Origin of the sequence: Bradyrhizobium genosp. SA-4 str. CB756, assembly GCF_000473125.1 — a bacterium.
Classification (GTDB): domain Bacteria; phylum Pseudomonadota; class Alphaproteobacteria; order Rhizobiales; family Xanthobacteraceae; genus Bradyrhizobium; species Bradyrhizobium arachidis.
This window is the reverse complement of record NZ_KI421499.1, coordinates 4,605,826-4,627,380: the sequence shown is the minus strand read 5'-3', so window position 1 is coordinate 4,627,380 and position 21,555 is coordinate 4,605,826. Positions and strand designations below refer to the sequence as shown.

Here is a 21,555-nt window from a genome sequence, read left to right as displayed (position 1 = left end):
AGACGAGACGATCTTCGACAAGGGACTGGAACGCCGACCCGAAAGAGGGAGGGGAAAATGACGAGAACCCGCACGCCGGGCATCAGCCGCCGTTCAACACTGGCGCTGATGGGCGCCGGTGCGATGAGTGTTGCCGCGCCGTGGGTGGCGCGCGCCCAGGCCAAGACCATCAAGATCGGCATGCCGACAATTCTGTCGGGCCGTGTCGCGCAGCTCGGCACGTCGTCGCGCAATGCGGTGATGCTCGAGGTCGAGAAGGTCAACGCCGCCGGCGGCCTTGCCGGGCGGCAGATCGAGATGGTGGTCCGCGACTCCAAAGGCCAGCCGCAGGAAGCGGCCCGTGTCGCGCGCGAGCTCGTCAATACCGACGGCTGCGAGCTGTTGCTCGACGGCGAAGCGTCCTCCGGATCGTTTGCGGTTCACGAGGTCGCGCGTGATCTCGGCGTGCTCTGCATCCACACCTGCTCGGAAGCCTCCTCGCTCACCGCCGATCCGAAGCAGCATATCCCGAACGCATTCCGCTGCGTCCGCCAGGGCATCCACGATTCCATCGTCGGCGGCAGCTACGCCGCTTCGATCGCCAAGGCCAAGGGCCTGAAGAAATGGGCGACCTGCTCGCCCGACTACGCCTATGGCCGCGACACCACCGGCGAGTTCACGCTGTACCTGAAGCGGTTCGCGCCTGATGTCGAAGTCATCAGCGAGTCCTGGCCAAAGCTGTTCCAGCCCGACTACACCGAAGTGGTGACGAAGATCCTGCAGGCCAAGCCGCAGGCGCTGTATTCCTGCCTGTGGGGTGGCGATCTCACTTCCTACATCGACCAGGCCAACATCTATGCGATGTTCAGCCAGATGGAGGTGTTCGCGGTCAACATGGCCGACTACACCGCGCTCACCGTGGTAAAGAACCTGCCGAAGGGCATCCACTCCGGCAACCGCTACATCAAGACCTTCCCGACCACGCCGGAGAACGCGGCCTGGGGCGATGCCTACAAGGCCAAGTACAACGAATATCCCACCAACTGGTCGTGGCAGAATGCGACCGCGGTGATGTTCCTCAGCGAAGCCGCGAAGAAGGCGGACTCCACGGACGGCAAGAAGATCGCGGAGGTGCTGAAGGGTCTGACCATCAAGTGCCCGTTCGGCGCCGACGGCACCGTGACGATGCGCGGCGACGACCACACGCTGGTCGGCTACGCCATCGGCTGGGGCACCACGATCCCGCAGGAGCCCTACGTGCCCGAGGTCAAGGCCGGCGACTGGAAGACCATCTTCGAGCTCGAAGCCGAGTGGAAGAAGAGCAAGGGTTACACCTGATCACGCGCAGGGCGGAGACGGGCGACCGTCTCCGCCCTGGTTTCGTATTCCGCGCCGTGTCCGGCGCGCCGTAAAGAAGGTGCTTCCGTGGATCTCGACGCGCTTGCCGGCTGCCTCGCCAGCTCCGCCTGCCTGGTGACGCAAACCACCAGCGGCCTCATCATCGGCATGCTGCTGTTCCTGGTGGCGGTCGGGCTAACCTTGATCTTCGGCGTGCTCAAGGTGGTCAATTTCAGTCACGGCGCCTTCTACATGTTCGGCGCTTACTTCGCGATGACGGCCTATCAGCTCACCGGCAGCTTTGCGCTGGCGATGCTGGCCGGCGCGGCCGGCACCGCCATCCTCGGCCTGATCTTCGAGCGCGTCTTCATGAGCCGCGTCTACGGCGCCGACGTCCTGATGCAGCTCCTCGTCTGCTATGCCTTCGTGCTGATCTTCGACGACGTCGTGCGCATCATCTGGGGGCCTGAATTCAAGTCGATGGGCATGCCGTCCGCGTTCCAGGTGATGCCGCTGTTCATCGCCGGCGGCGTGGTGCCGCCTTATTACCTGCTTCTGATCGGCGTCGCGCTGCTCGCGGCCATCGTGCTCGGTATCGGGCTCTCGCGCAGCCGCATCGGCAAGGTGATCCGCGCCGCCGCGCATAATCCCGGCATGGTCTCCGCGCTCGGCATCAACACCGGCCTGATCTATGGCGGGGTGTTCGCGCTCGGCGGCATGCTGGCGGGGCTGGCCGGCGCGCTCGCGGCGCCCGTGCGGTCGCTGACGCCGGGGATGGGATTTTCGGTGCTGATCGAATCCTTCATCGTCACCGTGATCGGCGGCATGGGCTCGATCCTGGGGGCGCTGATCGGCGCGCTGCTGCTCGGCCTGATCCGCTCGTTCGGCTCGCTCGGCTTTCCCCTGTTCACGGAAGGCCTGATGTATCTCTTCATGGTGATCGTGCTGGTTTCCAAGCCCACCGGCTTGTTCGGCAAGGAGGCGGCATGACCGAGCTCGAGGCCGGACGCGCGCAGACGCTGGCGCCGGTGCGAAACGGTACGGCACTTCATCGTTATCGCGACGTGCTGATCGCGCTGATCGCCTTCGCCGTGCTGGCGAGCCTGCCGCTGTTCACCGGTAGCAAGGCGCTGCTCGATTTCGTCATTCGCTGCTCGGCCTACGGCCTGTTCGCGACCTCGCTCAATCTCCTGGTGGGCTACACCGGCCTGACCTCGTTCGGCCACGGTATGTTTTTTGGCTTAGGGGCCTACAGCTTCGGGCTGATCATGCAGAAGCTCGGTGTGCCGATTCCGGTCGCCTTCGTCGCGACGCTGGCGATCACGGCCGTGATCGCCGCCATCATCGGCGCGATCTGCGTGCGTCTGAAGGAGATCTACTTCGCCTTCGTCACGCTCGCCTTCCAGATGCTGATCCATTCCACCATCCTGTCCTGGGCCTCCTTCACCGGCGGCGATCAGGGCCTGCGCGGCGGCATCCCACGCCCGGTCTTTCTCGGCATTGATCTTGCCAACCACGTCCATCTCTATATCGCGAGCTGCGCGCTGCTGATCCTCGGCCTGCTCGCGATGCGTCAGATCGCGCAATCGCCGTTCGGTTACACGCTGCGCATGATCCGCGACAACGCCGCGCGCGCGAGCTTCCTCGGCATCGACGTCTGGCGCGCAAAGCTCACTGTCTTCGTGCTGGCGGCGCTATTCGCGTCGATGGGCGGCATGGTGATGGCGCTGTTCGTCTCCGGCGCCTATCCGGAATTCGCCTATTGGACCATCTCGGGCGAGGGCATCTTCATCAACATGCTCGGCGGCGTCTCGACCTTCTTGGGGCCGATGGTCGGCACCGTGCTGCTGCTCTTGCTCAACGACACCGTCACGCGCTTCACCGAATACCATGGCATCGTGCTCGGCGTGGTCATCCTGTTCTTCGCGCTGGGCCTGCGCAAAGGCCTGCTCGATTTCGTCGCCGAATGGTTCGCACACCGGCGTGACGCGGGCGAGGGGCGCTAGCGATGCTCGAGATCCGCAACCTCGCAAAGTCCTTTGGCGGCGTGAAGGCGACCAACGACGTCTCGCTCGACTTTCCCGATGGTTCGCTCACCGCCGTGATCGGCCCGAACGGCGCCGGCAAGAGCACCTTCTTCAACCTGATCACCGGCGCGTTGAAGCCGGATTCCGGCCAGGTGCTGCTCGACGGCGTCGATCTCGCCGGTCGTTCGCCGCCGGAGATCGTGCGTCACGGCATCGGCCGAGCCTTCCAAGTCGCCAGCATCTTCAAATCGCTGACAGTGCAGGAGACCATGTTCGCCGCCGTCAGCGCCGATCAGCGCACCTCCGCAGTGCTGCACAAGCGTTTTCCCTTGCCGGAGACACGCGACCGCGCCGAACACGTGATGGAGCTGCTCGGCCTTGCCGGCAAGCGCAATCGCACCGCCGCGACGCTGTCGCATGGTGACCAAAAACTGCTCGACATCGCTCTGGCGTTGGTGCTCGAACCCAAAGTGCTGCTGCTGGACGAGCCGACCGCCGGCATGGGTCCGGAGGAACGCTGGCGCATGATCGACAAGGTGCGCGAGCTCTGGGAGACACAGAAGATCACCGTCGTCTTCATCGAGCACGACATGGACATCGTGTTCAAGATCGCGCCCAAGATCGTCGTGCTCTGCTACGGCCGTATCCTTGCAACTGGCACGCCGGACGAGATCCGCAACAACAGCGCCGTGATCGACGCCTACCTCGGCACCGAGCATGCGGGAGCCGCCGCATGAGCACCCCTGTCATCGAAGTCGCCGATCTCGACGTCTATTACGGCACCAGCCAGATCCTGTTCGGCGTCGGCCTCTCCGTGCGGCAGGGCGAGACCATGGCGCTGCTCGGGCGCAATGGCGCCGGCAAGTCGACAACTATGAAGGCGATCATGGGCCTGGCACCGCCGCGGCGGGGCAAAGTAAGCCTGCGCGGCGCGGTGATCTCCGGCCAGAAGCCGCACCATATCGCGCGCGCCGGCCTCGGCTTCGTGCCGGAGGACCGCCAGATCTTTCCGGAGCACACGGTCGAGGACAATCTCGTCATCGGTCGCAAGAAGGGGCCGGAAGGCCAGGACGAATGGCCAATCAAGCGCATCTATGAAGTCTTCCCGCTCCTGGAGCCGCTGCGCCATCGCATCGCCGGACGCCTGTCCGGCGGCGAGCAGCAGATGCTCGCGATCGCGCGCACGCTGATGGGCAATCCGGCGCTGCTGCTGCTGGACGAGCCGAGCGAGGGGCTCGCACCGATCATCGTGCAGCGGATCGGCGAGCTGCTGCGTCAGCTTCGCCAGCTCGGCTCGACCGTGCTGATCGCCGAGCAGAACATGCATTTCTGCCTGGGGCTGGCGAGCCACGCCACGGTCATCGACAAGGGCCAGATCGTCTATGCCGCCGGGATCGACGAGCTGAAGGCCAACGACGCGATCCGTCGCCGCTATCTGGCCCTCTAAGCCGGGTGCCGGTGTCCAAATAGGCCGGAAGAAGAAAACTATTGCCCCGGCACCGTCGGGAGGAAGGAGTTTCCCCTCCGGAGGACAAAAACGCCAATCGCTTCCATTGCTGTTTTGGGCCGAAACGACGACATTTCCGCCAGAGATTGATGGATTTGACGGCCATGGAACGTACCGGATTTGAGCCCTTCGGCGAGCAACTGGTGTCCGCAACGGACACCCAGCCGCGGTCGCGCGCTTCAAAAATGCTGCTGCGGGTCGGCACCGGCCTGTTCTGGTCGCTGGTCGCCGGCATCGTGCTCGCCCGTGCCGCTTTCTTCGAGCCGGGCGTCTATGATGGCTTCAGCCGCGTCGCTTCGCTCGCCAAAAGCCTGATCTTCTGACCCCTCGCTATTCCCGGGCCGAGCACAGAACTTCCCTCGGCCCTGATATGCCGAAAACTTATTCCCCAATCGGACTGCGCTGCGTATAAATCCTTCTCCTTGGGAGAGATTTGTGACGCAGAATCAAGCATCCAGCCCGGCCGATTCCAAGCCGGCCACCACCGCGAGCCGGGTTCTCGCGCTGATTCCCGGCATTCTCCTCTGCGTCGCCGTCGCCGGTGTCTCGGCCCTGCTGGAGCGGGCTGAGCTCGGCGTGTTCGAGCATCCCTATGTCGAGGCGCTGGTGATGGCGATCCTGCTCGGCATGGCGCTGCGCAGCTTCTGGAAACCCGCGCCGCGCTGGCAGGCCGGCATCGCCTTCAGCGCCAAGCAGCTGCTCGAGGTCGCGGTCATGCTGCTGGGTGCCTCCATCAGCTTTGCCGCCATTGCAGCCTCCGGCATCGCTCTGCTGGCATCGATCGCGGCCGTCGTCGTGGTCGCGCTCTGCGTCTCCTTCGGCCTCAGCCGGATGCTCGGCCTTTCGACGCGGCTGTCGATCCTGATCGCCTGCGGCAATTCGATCTGCGGCAATTCCGCGATCGCGGCGGTGGCGCCGATCATCGGCGCCAACAATGACGAGATCGCATCGTCGATTTCCTTCACCGCGATCCTCGGCGTGATGATGGTGCTGGGCCTGCCGCTGCTGATCCCGCTGCTGCAATTGTCCGCCACGCAATACGGCATCCTCGCAGGTCTCACCGTCTACGCAGTGCCACAGGTGCTTGCGGCGACGGTGCCGGCCGGTCTCATCTCGACGCAGATCGGCACGCTGGTGAAGCTGATGCGCGTGCTGATGCTTGGGCCGGTCGTCGTGGGCCTGTCGCTGGTCGCCTCGCGCTGGCAGGCCGGCGCCAAGAAGGCCAATGTCGGCTTCTTCCGCCTGGTCCCCTGGTTTATCCTCGGCTTCCTTGCGCTTGCGACCCTGCGCTCCCTCGAGATCGTGCCGGCCACGGTGGTGGGACCGGTGACGAAGATCACTGGCTTTCTCACCGTGGTGTCGATGGCCGCACTCGGCCTCGGCGTCGACGTGCGCGTGCTCGCCAATGTTGGCGGCCGGGTGACTGCCGCCGTGACTCTGTCGCTGATGCTGCTGCTCGGCATCAGCATCGCACTGGTGCATTGGTTCAAGTGATGAGGGCAAGACTGCCGTAGGGTCGGCAAGGCGCGATAGCGCCGTGCCCACCATCTGCGTGTGACCAGGGATGGTGGGCACGCTTACGCTTTGCCCACCCTACGAGACCGTCGTCTCCGCAAGCGGGGAGGGCTTAATCGAATCCTCTAGCGATTGGCCGTGGACATCCCCTGCCAGACCGCTATTGGTTTTCGCCAATGCGATTGGCCGGCAAATCACACGGCCGATCCGACAAGAGCGAGGGCGCGGCCATGACGACTTTGACGGTAAAGGACCTTCTCCCCGAGGACGAAACACGCGGCACGCTCGCCGGTCGCGTCTGGCTGCCGCAGGTGAACGGCCCCGCCGTGGTCGCCGTGCGCGGGGATGGCGTGTTCGACGTCACCGCCAAGTTTCCAACCATCAGCGCGCTCTGCGAGGAGGACAGCCCGGCCAAGGCGCTGGCCGCGGTCAAGGGCGAGCGCATCGGCGATCTCGAAGCCATCGTGGCCAACACCCCGCCCGATGGTCGTGATCCCAAGAAACCGTGGCTGCTCGCGCCGGTCGATCTCCAGACCCTGAAGGCCGCCGGCGTCACCTTTGCCATCTCGATGCTGGAGCGCGTGATCGAGGAGCGTGCCAAGGGCAATCCGGCCTCGGCCGAAGCGATCCGCAAAGAGGTGACGCGGCTGATCGGCGACGATCTGTCGAAGCTCAAGCCGGGCTCCGACCAGGCGATGCATCTGAAGCAGGTGCTGATCGATCAGAACGCCTGGAGCCAGTATCTCGAAGTTGGCATCGGCCCCGATGCCGAGGTCTTTACCAAGGCTCCGACCCTGTCCTCAGTTGGCACCGGCATGGATGCCGGGCTGCATCCGAAATCGACCTGGAACAACCCCGAGCCCGAGCTGGTGCTATTCGTCTCCAGCCGCGGCAAGATCGTCGGCGGCGCGCTCGGCAATGATGTAAACCTGCGCGACTTCGAAGGCCGCTCGGCTCTGTTGCTCTCGAAGGCCAAGGACAACAACGCCTCCTGCGCGATCGGTCCGCTGCTCCGCCTGTTCGACGACAGTTTTACGCTCGACGACGCGCGCAAGCTCAATATCAGCCTGAACGTCGAGGGCGCGGACGGCTTCGTTCTCGACGGCCATTCCTCGATCAGCATGATCAGCCGCGATCCGACTGATCTCGTCGGGCAGACCATCGGCAAGGTGCATCAATATCCCGACGGCTTTGTGCTTTTCCTCGGCACGATGTTCGCACCCGTGAAGGATCGCGAGGCGCCGGGGCAGGGGTTCACTCACAAGCGCGATGATATCGTCACGATCTCTGCGCCCCAGCTCGGCAAGCTCGTCAATCGCATGCGCACCAGCGACGAGTGCGAGCCCTGGACGTTCGGCATCGGCGCGCTGATGAAGAACCTCGCGCAGCGGAAGCTGATCTAGTTCTTCTCCTTGCGTCTGCTTGCGGCTTCGTCATGGCCGGGCTTGTCCCGCCCATCCACGTCTTGCGTGCGGCACGAAGAACGTGGCTGCCCGGGACAGGCCCGGGCCTGACGCGTTGCTGGGCACGCAAACCACTCCACAAATTTTCCTTCGTCTCAGCGTTGCATCGCCGGAACAAAATCGCTCTGAAGGTGTCGTAAGACTCTCCACAATGTTCCCAGCGATTTCGAATGAATAGTCAGATAATATGACTAGTCAGCCCCTCTCTTCCATGATCTAGTGCCCCTAATCGCCCCGAATGGGGCATGCGTGGGTGCCATGTTACCAAAATCGGCGCTCGCCAGTATCCAGGAGAGAGGCGCCCCATGACCGCGCGCATCGTGGTCATTCCAACCAAACGAGCCCATTCCAACCATGCGGAAGTGGCCCGCTCGATCGGCGTCGACATCATCGCCGGCCGCTATGCGGAGGGAACGCGCCTGCCTGGTGACGCCGAGATGATCACCATGTTCGGCGTGTCGCGGCCGGTGCTGCGCGAGAGCGTGAAGACGCTGGTCGCCAAGGGGCTGCTCTCTACCAAGGCGCGGGTCGGCACCGTCGTGCGCGAGCGCGCCGCCTGGAACATGTTCGACGCCGACGTGCTGGCCTGGCATCTCGACGCCGGTATCGACAAGCGCTTCCTCAACGACCTCGCCGAGATTCGTCTGGCGGTCGAGCCGCGCGCCGCCATGCTCGCAGCCTCCCAGCGATCTGAAGAGGACATCGCCGGGCTTCGTCGCAGCATGGAACGCATGCGGCACGAGGCGTCCGACTCCGTTGGCTTCGCCGATGCCGACCTCGCGCTTCACGTCGCCGTGGCGCGTGCGTCCGGCAACCTGTTCATGCGCTCGATCGGCCACGTGATCGAGGCCGCGCTACGCGCCTCGTTCCTGCTCAGCGCGCCGGTCGAGCCGGAGGACCGCGACACCGTGCTGCTCTGGCATCAGAAGATCGTCGATGCGATCGCCGCCGGCGATGCCGATGCAGCCTCGGAGGCCATGGTCTATGTCATTCACAACGGCATGCGCCGCCACGAGGGCACGGTGATCGAGACCGCCCCGGCGGACTCGCTACCGTCCGCAGATATTGGAGAATAAGCGTGAGCGAACTTCGCATCGCCATCGTCGGCTTCGGCAAGATCGCACGCGACCAGCATGTCGGTGCGATCGCCGTCGTGCAAGGCGCGACGCTCGCGGCCGTCGCCAGCCGCAACGCTTCGCTGCCCGGGCTGCCGCATTTTGCGACCATCGAGGAGTTGCTGGAGGAGGGACCGCCGATCGACGCGGTCTCGCTCTGCACGCCGCCGCAGGTGCGCCGCGCCCAGGCCGCGACCGCGCTCGCGGCCGGCAAGCATGTGATGCTGGAGAAACCGCCCGGCATCGGCGTCGCCGAGCTAGACCCGCTCATTGCGATGGCGGCGGAGGCAAAGCGGACACTGTTTGCGACCTGGCATTCACGCTACGCGCCCGCGGTCGAGCCGGCGCGCCAATGGCTCGCCACGAGGCGGCTCAAATCGGTGCACATCAACTGGAAGGAAGACGTCCGCGTCTGGCATCCCGGGCAGACCTGGATCTGGGAGCCGGGCGGGCTTGGCGTGTTCGATCCCGGCATCAACGCGCTCTCGATCCTGACCCGGATCCTGCCGCAACCGGTCTTCGTCACCGCGGCCGAGCTCGCATTTCCAGCCAATTGCCAGGCGCCGATCGCCGCCAATCTGACGCTGACAGATATCGGCGGCCTGCCTGTTACCGCCGAGTTCGATTTCCGCCAGACCGGGCCGCAGAGCTGGGATATCCTCGTCGACACCGACGGAGGGCAAATGAAGCTGTCCCGCGGCGCCAGGATCATGGCGGTCGACGGCAAGGTTGTTGCCGATGCGCCTGATGAGGAATATCGCGAGCTGTACCGGCGTTTTGTCGCGCTCACCGCGACCGGGATGAGCGACGTCGACCTAGCGCCGCTCCGTCTCGTCGCCGATGCCTTCCTTCTCGGCAAGCGCACCCTGGTCGAACCTTTTGTGGACTGAACATGACTGGTGCAAGAACAACAAGAGACGTCTTTGGAACGCTGCCTGACGGCCGCAAGGTCGAGCGTATCGTGCTGCGCGGCGAGGGCGGGTTTGAGGCCCGTATCATCACCCATGGCGCGGTGATTCAGGCGCTGATCGCGCCGGACGCCACGGGCGGCTGCGACGACGTCGTGCTCGGCCATGATGCCTTCGCCGGCTATCTCGCCGAGCGGAAGTTCTTCGGCGCCACAGTTGGCCGCTACGCCAACCGCATCGCCAAGGGACAGTTTTCGCTCGATGGCGAGATCTTCCAACTCCCCGTCAATAACGGCCCGAATGCCCTGCACGGCGGGCTGGATGGTTTTGATCGCAAGCTCTGGGACATTGCCGGGATCGAAGACGGCGCCGAGCCCGCGGTGACGCTCACTTACACGAGCCCGCACGGCGAGGAAAACTATCCCGGCAAGCTCGATGTGCGCCTGACCTATCGCGTCACCGGCCCGGCCGAGCTGTCGCTGATGATGGAAGCACGGACGGACCGTCCGACCATCGTCAACCTCACCAACCACAGCTTCTTCAACCTGGAAGGCGCGACCTCGGGCACGCCGATTCTCGATCACAAGCTGACGGTCGCGGCCGAGCATTTCCTTGCGATCGATCCCACCGCCATTCCGCTACCGGAGCCGCCGCGCAGCGTTGCCGGCACGCCGTTCGACTTCCGCGAGGCGCAGGCCGTCGGTGCGCGCATTCGCGAGGGCCACGAGCAATTGCGCAACGGCAAGGGCTACGACCACACCTATTGCCTTGGACGTGACGGCAAGCTGGCGCTCGCAGCGCGGCTGGAGGCGCCGCGCTCGGGGCGCGTCATGGAGCTCTTCACCGATCAGCCCGGCTTGCAAGTCTATTCCGGCAACTATCTCGACGGTACGATCTCGGGCAAGGGCGGCAAGCTCATTCGGCAGTCGGATGCCATATGTCTCGAACCGCATATGTGGCCCAATTCGCCGAACCGGCCGGACTTTCCGAGCCCGCGCCTCGATCCCGGCCAAGTCTATCGGCATCACACCGTCTATCGCTTCGCAGTGAGGACGCCATGATCGAACAGGTGCCGACCTCGGTTCTATCAGCCGAGCAGTGTCATCTCGGCGAAGGGCCGACCTATGATGTCACCACCGATACCGCGTGGTGGTTCGACATCCGCGAGGGACGTCTGTTCGAGGCGCATCTCGCTGGCCGTACCATCCGCATCCACGCGCTCGGCCGGATGGCGAGCGCGCTCGGGCGGATCGATGCCGAGCGCCAGTTGATCGTCGCGGAAGATGGCCTCTACATCCGCCGGCTCGCCGATGGTGCGATGACATTGCTCTGTCCGCTCGAAGCCGACAATCCCGCCACCCGCTCCAACGATGCCCGCGTGCATCAGTCCGGCACGTTCTGGATCGGCACCATGGGCCGCAAGGCGGAAGCCGGGGCGGGAGCGATCTATGCGTTCCACCGCGGCAAGATCTCGACGCTGTATCCCGGTATCAGCATTCCGAACTCGATCTGCTTCTCGCCTGATGGCGCGACCGGCTACTTCACCGACACTGCGCGCGCGGTGCTCTATTCGGTGCCGCTCAATCCAGCCACCGGCCTGCCGCGCGGCGAGCCGGAGGTGTTGCTGCGCCACACCGGCGTCGGCGGCCTCGACGGCTCGGTGTGCGATGCCGACGGGAATATCTGGAACGCCTGCTGGGGCGCGGGCCGCATCGATGTCTATTCGCCGCAGGGCGAACGCCTGCGCTCGCTCAGTGTGCCGGCAAAACAGTCGAGCTGCCCGGCCTTCGTCGGCCCGGATCTGTCGCGCCTTCTCGTCACTTCTGCCTGGCAGGACATGGATGCGGCGGTGCGCGCCGCCGATCCGCAAGCCGGCTGCACCTTTCTATTGGAGGCATCTGCGCGCGGTCGCGCGGAGCCCGACGTCAAGCTCGCATAGGAGACCAGAGTCAATCCAACCAAGTTCTCGACGAAACGAAGAAACAGTCTGACACCCAAAGGGAGTGAAACATGCTGAAATTGAAGACGACATTTCTCGCACTGGCGCTGGCCGGCGCTGCAACGCTGGCAGCTGGCGTCACCGCGTCCGCACAGGAGAAGGCAACCGTCGGCATCGCGATGCCGACCAAATCCTCCGCGCGCTGGATCGACGACGGCAACAACATGGTCAAGGTGCTGAAGGAGCGCGGCTACAACACCGACCTGCAATATGCCGAGGACGACATTCCGAACCAGCTCTCGCAGGTCGAGAATATGGTGACCAAGGGCGCCAAGGCGCTGGTGATCGCCGCGATCGACGGCACCACTTTGTCCGACGTGCTCAAGCAGGCGAAAGCAAAGGGCATCACCGTGATCGCCTATGACCGCTTGATCCGTGGCACGCCGAACGTCGACTATTACGCGACCTTCGACAATTTCCAGGTCGGCGTGCTCCAGGCGGAGTCGATCGTGCAGGGGCTTGGCCTCAAGGACGGCAAAGGTCCGTTCAACATCGAGCTGTTCGGCGGCTCGCCCGACGACAACAACGCTTACTTCTTCTACAACGGCGCCATGAGCGTGCTGAAGCCCTACATCGACAGCGGCAAGCTCGTCGTCGTCTCCGGCCAGATGGGCATGGACAAGGTCGCGACCCTGCGCTGGGACGGCGCCACCGCCCAGGCCCGCATGGACAATCTGCTCAGCGCCTACTACGGCAACAAGAAGGTCAACGCGGTGCTGTCGCCCTATGACGGCCTCTCGATCGGCATCATCTCCTCGCTGAAGGGCGTCGGCTACGGCAGCGCCGACCAGCCGATGCCGATTATCTCGGGCCAGGACGCCGAGGTGCCCTCGATCAAGGCCATGCTGCGCGGCGACCAGTATTCGACCATCTTCAAGGACACCCGTGACCTCGCCAAGGTGACCGCCGACATGGTCGACGCAGCGCTCGCCGGCAAGCAGGTCACCGTCAACGACACCAAGACCTACGAGAACGGCGTCAAGACCGTGCCGTCCTATCTGCTCAAGCCGGTCGTGGTGTACAAGGACAATTGGGAGAAGGTGCTGGTCGACAGCGGCTACTACAAGAAGTCGCAGTTCCAGTAAGATTTAGTACTCCGTCATTCCAGGGCGATGCGAAGCATCGAACTATGGTGCGTAATTGCGCACCTGAGAATCTCGAGGTTCCGGGTTCGCCCTACGGGCGCCCCGGAACGACGGTGATTAAAGGACACCAACGCCATGACCGCCATGCTGGAGATGCGCAACGTCAGCAAGAGCTTTGCCGGTGTGCAGGCGCTGCGCGACGTCAACTTCTCGGTCGAGGCCGGCCAGATCCACGCCCTCGTCGGCGAGAACGGGGCCGGAAAATCCACGCTGATGAAGGTGCTGAGCGGCGTCTATCCCGCTGGCAGCTACGAGGGCACCATCGTCTTCGAGGGCGAGGAGCGCCGTTTCCGCGACATCAATGATTCCGAGGCGCTCGGCATCATCATCATCCACCAGGAGCTGGCGCTGATCCCGCTGATGTCGATCGCGGAAAACATTTTCCTCTCGCATCCGCCGTCGAAGTTCGGTGTGATCGATCGCGACGAGGTCTACCGGCGCACGCGCGAGCTGCTGGCGCAGGTCGGCCTGAAGGAGTCGCCGGATACGCTGATCACCGATCTTGGCGTCGGCAAGCAGCAGCTCGTCGAGATCGCCAAGGCGCTCTCCAAGCGCGTCCGCATGCTGATCCTGGACGAGCCGACCGCGAGCCTCAACGAGGCCGACAGCGCCGCGCTGCTCGAGCGCCTGATGGCGTTCCGCCAGCAGGGCATCGGCTCGATCCTGATCTCGCACAAGCTCAACGAGGTCGCCAAGGTCGCTGACCACATCACCGTGCTGCGCGACGGCCGCACCGTCGACAGCATCGATTGCCGGGCCGAACCGATCCAGGAAGACCGCATCATCCGCAGCATGGTCAACCGCGATATGGCTCACCGTTTCCCGGAGCGTAGCGCGAGGATCGGCGAGCCCGTGCTGACCGTCGAGAATTGGTCGGTCTATCACCCCATCCATCCCGAGCGGCAAGTGATCAAGAACGTCAATTTCGGGGTCAAACGCGGCGAGGTCGTCGGAATTGCCGGGCTGATGGGGGCGGGCCGCACCGAATTCGCCATGAGCCTGTTCGGCCGCTCCTGGGGCACCAATATCAGCGGCCGCATCGCCCTTGAGGACCGGGAGATCGCGTTGCCGAGCGTCGCCGCGGCGATCGATGCCGGCCTTGCCTATGTCACCGAGGATCGCAAGCAACTCGGTCTGATCCTCGCCGACGACGTCCGCAAGAATATTACGCTCGCGAGCCTCGACCAGGTCGCGCCGGGGAGGGTGATCGACGATATCGCCGAGCTGAAGGTCGCCAGCGATTACCGCAACCGCATGCGCATCCGCTGCTCCGATGTCTACCAGGAGACCGGCCAGCTCTCCGGCGGGAACCAGCAGAAGGTGGTGCTGTCGAAATGGCTGATGACCGACCCCAAGGTCCTGATCCTGGATGAGCCGACAAGGGGCATCGACGTCGGTGCCAAATACGAGATTTACTGTATCATCAATGAGCTGGCAGAGGCCGGCCGCGGCGTTGTGGTGATCTCCTCGGAGATGCCCGAGCTGCTCGGCATCTGCGACCGCATCTGCGTCATGAACGACGGCGCCTTCGTCGGCGAGTTCAAGGGCGCGGATGCGACGCAGGAAAAGATCATGCGCGCCATCATGCGCAACGAACGAAGCAACGGAAACGGCGCGGTCGAGGCCGCGGAGATGGGAGGTGAGCAGCCATGACCGACAAGACGGTTTCGCTGCCCGAGGAGCGGCGGCACGGCAGCTTTATCAAGAACAATCTGCGCAATTACGGCATGCTGATGTCGCTGATCGCGATCATGCTGTTCTTCCAAATCATGACCGGCGGCACGCTGCTGCAGCCGCTCAACCTCACCAACCTGGTGCTCCAGAACAGCTACATCGTCATCATGGCGCTCGGCATGCTGCTGGTGATCGTGACCGGACATATCGACCTCTCGGTCGGTTCAGTCGCGGGCTTCGTCGGTGCAGTCGCCGCGCTTCTGATGGTGACCTACAAGGTCGACTACACGCTCGCGTTCATTGCCTGCCTGCTGGTCGGCGCAGCCATCGGCGCGGCGCAGGGCTATTGGGTGGCCTATTTCAAGATCCCGTCCTTCATCGTGACGCTGGCGGGCATGCTCGTGTTCAAGGGCCTCGCGCTCGCCGTGTTGCAGGGCCAGTCGCTCGGGCCGTTCCCGTCGACCTTCCAGAAATTGTCGTCGGGCTTCATTCCGGAGCTGCTGCCCGAAGCCGGCACGCTGCATCCGACCTCCATGCTGATCGGCGCGGTGCTCGCGCTCGGGCTGGTCTACGCCAGCGCCAAGAGCCGGGCGCGGGAAGTGTCGCACGGTATCGAGGTTGAACCCTACGCGTTCTTCCTCGGCAAGAGCATTGTGCTGTCCTGCGCCGTGCTCTATTTCACTTATCTGATCGCGACCTATCGCGGCCTGCCCAACGTGCTGGTGATCATGAGCGCGTTGATCGCGCTCTACGGCTTCGTCACCCGCCGCACCGTGATCGGCCGCCAGATCTATGCGGTCGGCGGCAATGCCAAGGCGGCCAGCCTGTCCGGCATTAAGACCGAGCGGCTGACCTTCCTCACCTTCGTCAACATGGGCGTGCTGGCCGCGCTCGCCGGCCTCGTCTTCGCCGCGCGGCTGAACACGGCGACGCCGAAGGCGGGCCTCGGCTTCGAGCTCGACGTCATTGCCGCCTGCTTCATCGGCGGCGCCTCGGCCTATGGCGGTGTCGGGCGCGTCGGCGGGGCCGTGGTCGGCGCCATGATCATGGGCGTGATGAACAACGGCATGTCCATCCTCGGCATCGGTATTGATTATCAGCAGGTTATCAAGGGTCTGGTGCTGCTCGGGGCAGTATGTATCGACGTGTATAATCAGCGGCGGTAGGCGCAAAATCACGTCGCGGGGGAGGCTCTGGCGCTGCCCCCGCCAGGCGATTGCAATTTTCGTCAATTTCGATCACGGCATCGCGAGCGGAACCGATGCCTCGCGATGACCATGATTTGGGGTCTAAATCCGGGGGTGCCGAGCAGGGCACGGGCAGGGCAGCACCGGTGGCGGCTCATATCCACGAGATGTCAGACGATGAATTTGAGGGGCGGCTTCGCATCCTCTTGCGCATCGTTTCTGTCTGCACTCTCGGGCTCTGCTCCTTTGCTGCAGGTTTGTTGATCGGCGCCTTTGTTCTGTTTTGAACGAGGCGATTCACGCCAAAGCCTCGAAACGAGAGGCGCCGGCGCGCCTTCTTGATCTAGATCAATCGGCAGCCAGTTTCGTGCGAATTTCATGCGGTTGGCGTAAGGGATTACGGGGAACCTGAGTGACGCGTAGAATGAGGTCATCGCCGGCTTCGGAGGTGATGCTGGTCTCGACGTTGCCGGCGTTGCAACTGATCTACGACACTGCCCCGATCGGGCTCGCCTGTCTGTCACCGGACTGCCGCTACCTGCTGATCAACCAGCGCCTGACCGAAATCTGCGGCATATCGGTCGAGGGCCATCTCGGGCATACGGTCAGGGATTGCGTGCCGGCTCTGGCGGAGTCCGTCGAGCAGATCGTCCGTTCGATCATGCAGACCGGCGAGCCCGTGATCGGCATCGAGGTGGCGGGGCAACGGGCCGACCAGGCCGAGGAGCGCTCCTGGGTCACCTATTGGCATCCACTGCGCATGCCGGATGGCGAAATCGTCGCGGTCAACGTGGCGGCGGAGGAGATTACCGAGCGCAAGCGCGCCGAGCGGGAGATCCGCAGTGCCAGGGATGCCGCGGAGACCGCGCTTCGTCATTTGCGCGATATCCAGGACACTCTGATCGAGGCGGAAAAGCTGGCGGCGCTCGGGCGCATGGTCGCCGGTGTCGCGCACGAGATCAACACACCGCTCGGCAGCAGCCTGACGGTCGCCTCGACGCTGCAGCGCAAGGCCGAGCAGTTCGCCGCGGAGGTCGCGCGGGGCAGTCTCAAGCGTTCGACATTGACGGGCTTTCTGGAGCTGGTGGGCGATGCCTCGGCGCAGCTGGTCACCAATCTCGGCCGCGCCGCCGAACGGGTGCAGTCCTTCAAGCAGGTGGCGGCCGATCAGACCCTGTCACACCGGCGCAGCTTCGATGCGGGCGAGCTGACCGGCCAGGTTCTCTCCCAGTTCGAGCGGCAGCTGCGCACGCGCGACATCGCGCTCGGTCTGCGCTGCGAGCCCGATCTGGCCATGGACAGCTATCCCGGTCCGTTCGGTCAGGTACTCACCAACCTCGCCGTCAACGCGATGACGCATGCCTTCTCCGGTGGCGGAGCAGGAAAGATCGACGTCTCGCTCCGCGCGGTAGGCCACAGGCATATCGAGCTGTTGTTTGCCGACGACGGTTGCGGCATGGCGCCCGACGTGGAGCGGCGGGCCTTCGATCCCTTCTTCACCACGCGCCGGCATGACGGCGCGAGCGGCCTTGGCCTGCACATCGTGCACAGCATCGTCGTGGATCGATTGGGCGGACAGCTCCGGCTCGAAAGCAAGCCCGGTGAGGGCACGCGGTTTCAGCTGGTCCTGCCGAGAACGGCGCCCGACCGGCGATCCGTCGCGAGCTGATCGCGCCCCCGATCCGCGGTGTCCGGATTATTGCGTCGTGAACAGCACCGTCGCGATTGCGACGGAAAGGCTCACCGCCGAAACCGTCGCGACCGTCGACAGCACGCCCATGCGCCGGAGCGCGATGGCGAAGGCGATGATGATGGGTGTCGCGGTCATCAGCCCGATCTGTGCATCGCTCATCTCAGCGCTCGCTATTCCCTGGGAACATGAGCCGGTTTGTAACGAGCTCCAGCAGGCCGGACGTTGCGTCGGCGCAAACAAGTGCTCTGGCGATCTCCGAGTTTGTTCTGCGACAAATTCCGAACAGGACGGTTGAGCTAAGGCTGGCCGGTGTCCTGATCCGGAAAGACGATGTCTGCGGCCGACTGCGAACGAGAGGGAACCGGTTGGGGAATCCTGGAAGATCTCCCCGGCGATCCCATGATCTGGGTGCTGATCTTCAGCGAGCTCGTCGCCTTCGGCCTGTTTCTCGGTGCCTTCGTGGTCGCCCGTGCGATCCACCCGACGGTGTTTGCGGCGGGGCAGGCGGCGCTGGATTCGAATCTCGCGGGCCTCAATACAATCGTGCTGGTGACCAGCGGCTGGGCTGCGGCCCGGGCGACGAAATCGGCGCGAGCGAGCGAGAAGCGGATATCACGCCGCTGGCTCCTTATCGCGATGGCGCTCGGCGGCTTCTTCATCGCGATCAAGCTTGCCGAATATGCCGAGGAGATCGGCCGCGGCATTGGCTTGGAGACCAGCCCGTTCTTCACGCTCTATTTCCTGCTGACCGGCTTCCATCTCCTACATGTCGCTCTCGGCATCATCATCCTCGCGGTGGTCTGCCGCCGCGCCGAGACCGTGGGCGTCGAGACGGGTGCCGCCTTCTGGCACATGGTCGATCTGGTCTGGATCGTCATGTTCCCGATTCTCTATCTGGCGCGGTGACGATGCCGGATCGCCTCGACATCACCTGGTTCGTGCTGATCGGCCTCGCGCTCGCGACCATCCTGCTGCCGCCATTGATGCCGTGGCAGGTGCTCGGCAATGCTGCGCTGCTGTCGCTGGCCGCCATCAAGGGCCGCCGGATCGCGCTCGACTTCATGGATCTGCGCGTCGTGCCCGCGCTGTGGCGTGGTCTCGTCGGCGCCTGGATCGTCATCGTGCTGCTGTTCGCCTGGCTCGCCTCCGCCGTCGTCGCCCTGATCTGACGCGGTCGACGCGAGCGTTCATTGCTCCCCGACAAAGACCCATCCGCACTAACAGGCAAAATACAGCATCACCGCTTCCTCACGACTGGACTCACAACGGAAAGGATTGGCAATGGCTGAACGCCTGACCAAGTCGGCGGCTCGAAACGTCTTCTACGGCGGCTCGGCCTTTTTCTTCGCCATCTTCTTAGGGCTGACGGCGCACAGCCATTACTACATGGCAACGACCTCGACGGACGCGACGACGCTGACGTGGTCGGTCGCGCGCGGCAAGCATGTCTGGGAGAAGAACTCCTGCATCAACTGCCACACGCTGCTCGGCGAGGGCGCCTATTTCGCGCCGGAAGTCGGCAACGTCTGGGACCGCTGGGGCGGCAATGAGGATCCGGCCGCGGCGCGCGAGACGCTGAAGGCCTGGATGCAGTCGCAGCCCTCGGGCGCGGAGGGGCGGCGGCAGATGCCGCAGTTCAACCTCACCGACCAGGAGCTCAACGACCTCGCCGACTTCCTGCAATGGACCAGCAAGATCAAGCGCCAGGAATGGCCGCCGAACAAGGCGGGCTGAGCTCGCCGCTTTCCTCTTTCAAGACAGAGAGAACCCGAGATGAAGTACCAAACCCAGAAAGTCGCGATGCTGTATTTCTACGGCGCGCTGACCCTGTTCCTGGCCCAGGTCCTGTTCGGCCTGCTTGCCGGGACCATCTATGTCCTGCCCAACACCCTGTCGGTCATCCTGCCGTTCAACATCGTCCGGATGATCCACACCAACGCACTGATCGTGTGGTCGCTGATCGGCTTCATGGGCGCGACCTACTTCCTGCTGCCCGAGGAAACCGAGACTGAACTCTACAGCCCGCTGCTGGCAAAGATCCAGTTCTGGATGTTCTTCGGCGCCGCGGGCGTGGCCGTGGTCGGCTACCTCTTCCATTACCATGAGGGCCGCGAATTCCTCGAACAGCCCTTCATCATCAAGGTCGGCATCGTCGTCGTCTGCCTGATGTTCCTGTTCAACGTCACCATGACGGCGCTGAAGGGCCGCAAGACCACGGTCACCAACATCCTTTTGTTCGGCCTCTGGGGCGTTGCGATCTTCTTCCTGTTCGCCTTCTACAACCCGGCCAATCTCGCCGTCGACAAGATGTACTGGTGGTACGTCGTCCATCTCTGGGTCGAGGGCGTCTGGGAGCTGATCATGGCCTCCGTGCTCGCTTTCCTGATGATCAAGCTCAACGGCATCGACCGCGAGGTCGTGGAGAAGTGGCTTTACGTCATCATTGGGCTGGCGCTGTTCTCCGGCATCCTCGGCACCGGCCACCACTTCTATTGGATCGGCGCGCCCGGCTACTGGCAGTGGATCGGCTCGCTGTTCTCCACGCTCGAGGTCGCGCCCTTCTTCACCATGGTGATCTTCACCGTGCAGATGACCTGGAAGGCCGGCCGCAAGCATCCGAATCGCGCCGCGCTGTTGTGGTCGGTCGGCTGCTCGGTGATGGCGTTCTTAGGGGCGGGCGTCTGGGGCTTCCTGCACACGCTGTCCTCGGTGAACTATTATACGCACGGCACGCAGGTCACCGCCGCGCACGGCCATCTCGCTTTCTTCGGCGCCTACGTGATGCTGAACCTGTCGGTGATGGCCTACGCGATCCCGCAGATCAAGGGACGCGCGCCCTATAACCAGTGGCTCTCGATGGCGAGCTTCTGGATCATGTGCACGGCCATGATGACCATGACCTTCGCGCTGACCTTTGCCGGCGTGATCCAGGTCCATCTCCAGCGCGTGCTGGGCCAGAGCTACATGGACGTGCAGGACCAGCTCGCCTTCTTCTACTGGGTGCGGCTGGGCTCCGGCGTGTTCGTCGCGATCTCTGCGCTGATGTTCGTCTGGGCCGTGCTGGTGCCGGGCCGCGAGAAGCCGGCGACGATCCCGGCTGCCTTGCAGCCGGCCGAGTGAACGCGAAGGCGGCCGCGCAACGTCGCGGCCGCCTCGTCAAACCGATTTTCCGGAGAAGGAACATGAAAGCAGCACTTCACGCTCTGGCGGCTCCCGCACCTGAGCTCCCGGCCTATGTCGCAAGCGGCAACGAATGCGCGCTGTTCGAGCACGCCTGGCGGCATCGGCTGCCTGTGTTGCTGAAGGGGCCGACCGGCTGCGGCAAGACCCGTTTCGTCGCGCATATGGCGACGCGGCTGGGGCTGCCGCTCCACACGGTTGCCTGTCACGACGATCTCACGGCAGCAGATCTGACCGGCCGTTACTTGCTGAAGGGCGGCGACACCGTATGGACCGACGGTCCGCTGACGCGCGCGGTGCGCGACGGCGGCATCTGCTATCTCGACGAAGTCGTGGAGGCGCGCAAGGACGTCACTGTCGTCCTGCATCCGCTGACCGACGACCGCCGCATCCTGCCGTTGGAGCGCACCGGCGAGGAGCTTGTTGCGCCAAGCAGCTTCATGCTCGTGGTCTCCTACAATCCCGGCTACCAGACGCTGCTCAAGGCGCTGAAGCCGTCGACCCGTCAGCGCTTTGTCGCCATCGAGTTCGGCTTCCTTCCCCCGGAGCAGGAGATCGCGGTGGTCGCGGCCGAGAGCGGGCTCGCGCCCGATTACGTGCGGCCGCTGGTCGCGCTGGCCGGCCGGCTGCGCGCGTTGAAGGGCCATGACCTCGAGGAGGGGGTCTCGACCCGCCTCCTCGTCTATTGCGCCACGCTGATCGCAGCTGGCGCCTCGATTGCCGATGCCGTGTCGGCAGCCATGATCGAACCACTGACCGACGACGCCGACGTCAAGGCCGCGCTGCTCGACGTCGCGCGCGCCGTGATCTCCTGAAGGTGATGTG

General features: G+C 64.2%; 23 protein-coding genes. 22 read left to right on the top strand and 1 reads right to left on the bottom strand.

Translation table 11 applies throughout. The annotated features are described in order from the left end of the window. Positions 1–57: 57 nt before the first annotated feature. From BRAGE_RS0122690 to BRAGE_RS0122610, 17 genes are all read left to right on the top strand, one after another. A complete protein-coding gene (locus BRAGE_RS0122690) occupies positions 58–1,317 on the top strand; it encodes an ABC transporter substrate-binding protein (protein WP_027558891.1) in 1,260 nt (419 codons plus the stop codon). An 87-nt stretch (positions 1,318–1,404) separates the two neighbouring features. Further along, positions 1,405–2,307: a branched-chain amino acid ABC transporter permease gene (locus BRAGE_RS0122685; RefSeq protein WP_027558892.1), complete on the top strand. Its 903-nt coding sequence runs from the start codon at positions 1,405–1,407 to the stop codon at positions 2,305–2,307. Next, positions 2,304–3,323, top strand: a complete 1,020-nt coding sequence (locus tag BRAGE_RS0122680) for a branched-chain amino acid ABC transporter permease (protein ID WP_027558893.1) — start codon at positions 2,304–2,306, stop codon at positions 3,321–3,323. The genes BRAGE_RS0122685 and BRAGE_RS0122680 overlap by 4 nt, the downstream gene beginning before the upstream one ends. Positions 3,324–3,325: 2 nt before the next feature. Beyond that, positions 3,326–4,081 carry an ABC transporter ATP-binding protein gene (locus tag BRAGE_RS0122675; RefSeq protein ID WP_027558894.1) on the top strand — a complete coding sequence of 252 codons (756 nt, stop codon included), beginning with the start codon at positions 3,326–3,328 and terminating at the stop codon, positions 4,079–4,081. After that, positions 4,078–4,791, top strand: coding sequence for an ABC transporter ATP-binding protein (locus BRAGE_RS0122670; protein WP_027558895.1), 714 nt, complete (start codon positions 4,078–4,080; stop codon positions 4,789–4,791). Before BRAGE_RS0122675 ends, BRAGE_RS0122670 begins: the two co-directional genes overlap by 4 nt. 164 nt (positions 4,792–4,955) lie before the next feature. Continuing rightward, on the top strand, positions 4,956–5,174 hold the full coding sequence (locus BRAGE_RS0122665) for a hypothetical protein (protein WP_027558896.1): 219 nt from the start codon (positions 4,956–4,958) through the stop codon (positions 5,172–5,174). Positions 5,175–5,286: 112 nt separating this feature from the next. Beyond that, positions 5,287–6,345 (top strand): YeiH family protein, encoded by a 1,059-nt coding sequence (locus BRAGE_RS0122660; protein ID WP_027558897.1) that lies wholly within the window; start codon positions 5,287–5,289, stop codon positions 6,343–6,345. 251 nt (positions 6,346–6,596) lie between these two features. Continuing rightward, the gene (locus tag BRAGE_RS0122655; RefSeq protein ID WP_027558898.1) at positions 6,597–7,769 is read left to right on the top strand and encodes a fumarylacetoacetate hydrolase family protein; all 1,173 of its coding nucleotides are present in this window, start codon (positions 6,597–6,599) and stop codon (positions 7,767–7,769) included. A 365-nt stretch (positions 7,770–8,134) separates the two neighbouring features. After that, on the top strand, positions 8,135–8,905 hold the full coding sequence (locus BRAGE_RS0122650) for a FadR/GntR family transcriptional regulator (RefSeq protein ID WP_027558899.1): 771 nt from the start codon (positions 8,135–8,137) through the stop codon (positions 8,903–8,905). A gap of 2 nt (positions 8,906–8,907) precedes the next feature. After that, positions 8,908–9,834, top strand: coding sequence for a Gfo/Idh/MocA family protein (locus BRAGE_RS0122645; protein ID WP_027558900.1), 927 nt, complete (start codon positions 8,908–8,910; stop codon positions 9,832–9,834). Between the two features lie 2 nt (positions 9,835–9,836). After that, on the top strand, positions 9,837–10,913 hold the full coding sequence (locus BRAGE_RS0122640) for an aldose epimerase family protein (protein WP_027558901.1): 1,077 nt from the start codon (positions 9,837–9,839) through the stop codon (positions 10,911–10,913). Beyond that, on the top strand, positions 10,910–11,791 hold the full coding sequence (locus BRAGE_RS0122635) for an SMP-30/gluconolactonase/LRE family protein (protein ID WP_108914352.1): 882 nt from the start codon (positions 10,910–10,912) through the stop codon (positions 11,789–11,791). Before BRAGE_RS0122640 ends, BRAGE_RS0122635 begins: the two co-directional genes overlap by 4 nt. 71 nt (positions 11,792–11,862) lie before the next feature. Then, on the top strand, positions 11,863–12,936 hold the full coding sequence (chvE, locus tag BRAGE_RS0122630) for a multiple monosaccharide ABC transporter substrate-binding protein (protein WP_027558903.1): 1,074 nt from the start codon (positions 11,863–11,865) through the stop codon (positions 12,934–12,936). Between the two features lie 135 nt (positions 12,937–13,071). Continuing rightward, a complete protein-coding gene (mmsA, locus tag BRAGE_RS0122625) occupies positions 13,072–14,649 on the top strand; it encodes a multiple monosaccharide ABC transporter ATP-binding protein (RefSeq protein ID WP_028146346.1) in 1,578 nt (525 codons plus the stop codon). Then, positions 14,646–15,836: a multiple monosaccharide ABC transporter permease gene (gene mmsB / locus BRAGE_RS0122620; protein ID WP_027558905.1), complete on the top strand. Its 1,191-nt coding sequence runs from the start codon at positions 14,646–14,648 to the stop codon at positions 15,834–15,836. The genes mmsA and mmsB overlap by 4 nt, the downstream gene beginning before the upstream one ends. Positions 15,837–15,931: 95 nt before the next feature. Next, complete coding sequence (locus BRAGE_RS0122615; RefSeq protein WP_027558906.1) at positions 15,932–16,144, top strand: hypothetical protein; 213 nt, start codon at positions 15,932–15,934, stop codon at positions 16,142–16,144. 137 nt (positions 16,145–16,281) lie between these two features. Further along, entirely contained in the window at positions 16,282–17,526 is a 1,245-nt protein-coding gene (locus BRAGE_RS0122610; protein ID WP_027558907.1) for a sensor histidine kinase, read from the top strand. 27 nt (positions 17,527–17,553) lie between these two features. Here the strand turns inward: BRAGE_RS0122610 and BRAGE_RS54720 are convergent, their stop codons facing one another. Continuing rightward, positions 17,554–17,709, bottom strand: coding sequence for a hypothetical protein (locus tag BRAGE_RS54720; RefSeq protein WP_085965373.1), 156 nt, complete (start codon positions 17,707–17,709; stop codon positions 17,554–17,556). A gap of 171 nt (positions 17,710–17,880) precedes the next feature. Here BRAGE_RS54720 and BRAGE_RS0122600 point away from each other — a divergent pair, with 171 nt between their 5' ends. From BRAGE_RS0122600 to BRAGE_RS0122580, 5 genes are all read left to right on the top strand, one after another. Further along, complete coding sequence (locus BRAGE_RS0122600) at positions 17,881–18,456, top strand: cytochrome c oxidase subunit 3 family protein (protein ID WP_027558908.1); 576 nt, start codon at positions 17,881–17,883, stop codon at positions 18,454–18,456. 2 nt (positions 18,457–18,458) lie between these two features. Then, positions 18,459–18,719, top strand: coding sequence for a cytochrome C oxidase subunit IV family protein (locus BRAGE_RS0122595; RefSeq protein ID WP_027558909.1), 261 nt, complete (start codon positions 18,459–18,461; stop codon positions 18,717–18,719). 112 nt (positions 18,720–18,831) lie between these two features. Next, positions 18,832–19,284 carry a c-type cytochrome gene (locus tag BRAGE_RS0122590; protein ID WP_027558910.1) on the top strand — a complete coding sequence of 151 codons (453 nt, stop codon included), beginning with the start codon at positions 18,832–18,834 and terminating at the stop codon, positions 19,282–19,284. 39 nt (positions 19,285–19,323) lie between these two features. After that, positions 19,324–20,670: a cbb3-type cytochrome c oxidase subunit I gene (locus tag BRAGE_RS0122585; RefSeq protein ID WP_027558911.1), complete on the top strand. Its 1,347-nt coding sequence runs from the start codon at positions 19,324–19,326 to the stop codon at positions 20,668–20,670. Between the two features lie 62 nt (positions 20,671–20,732). Further along, positions 20,733–21,545 carry a CbbQ/NirQ/NorQ/GpvN family protein gene (locus BRAGE_RS0122580; RefSeq protein WP_027558912.1) on the top strand — a complete coding sequence of 271 codons (813 nt, stop codon included), beginning with the start codon at positions 20,733–20,735 and terminating at the stop codon, positions 21,543–21,545. Positions 21,546–21,555: the final 10 nt, after the last annotated feature.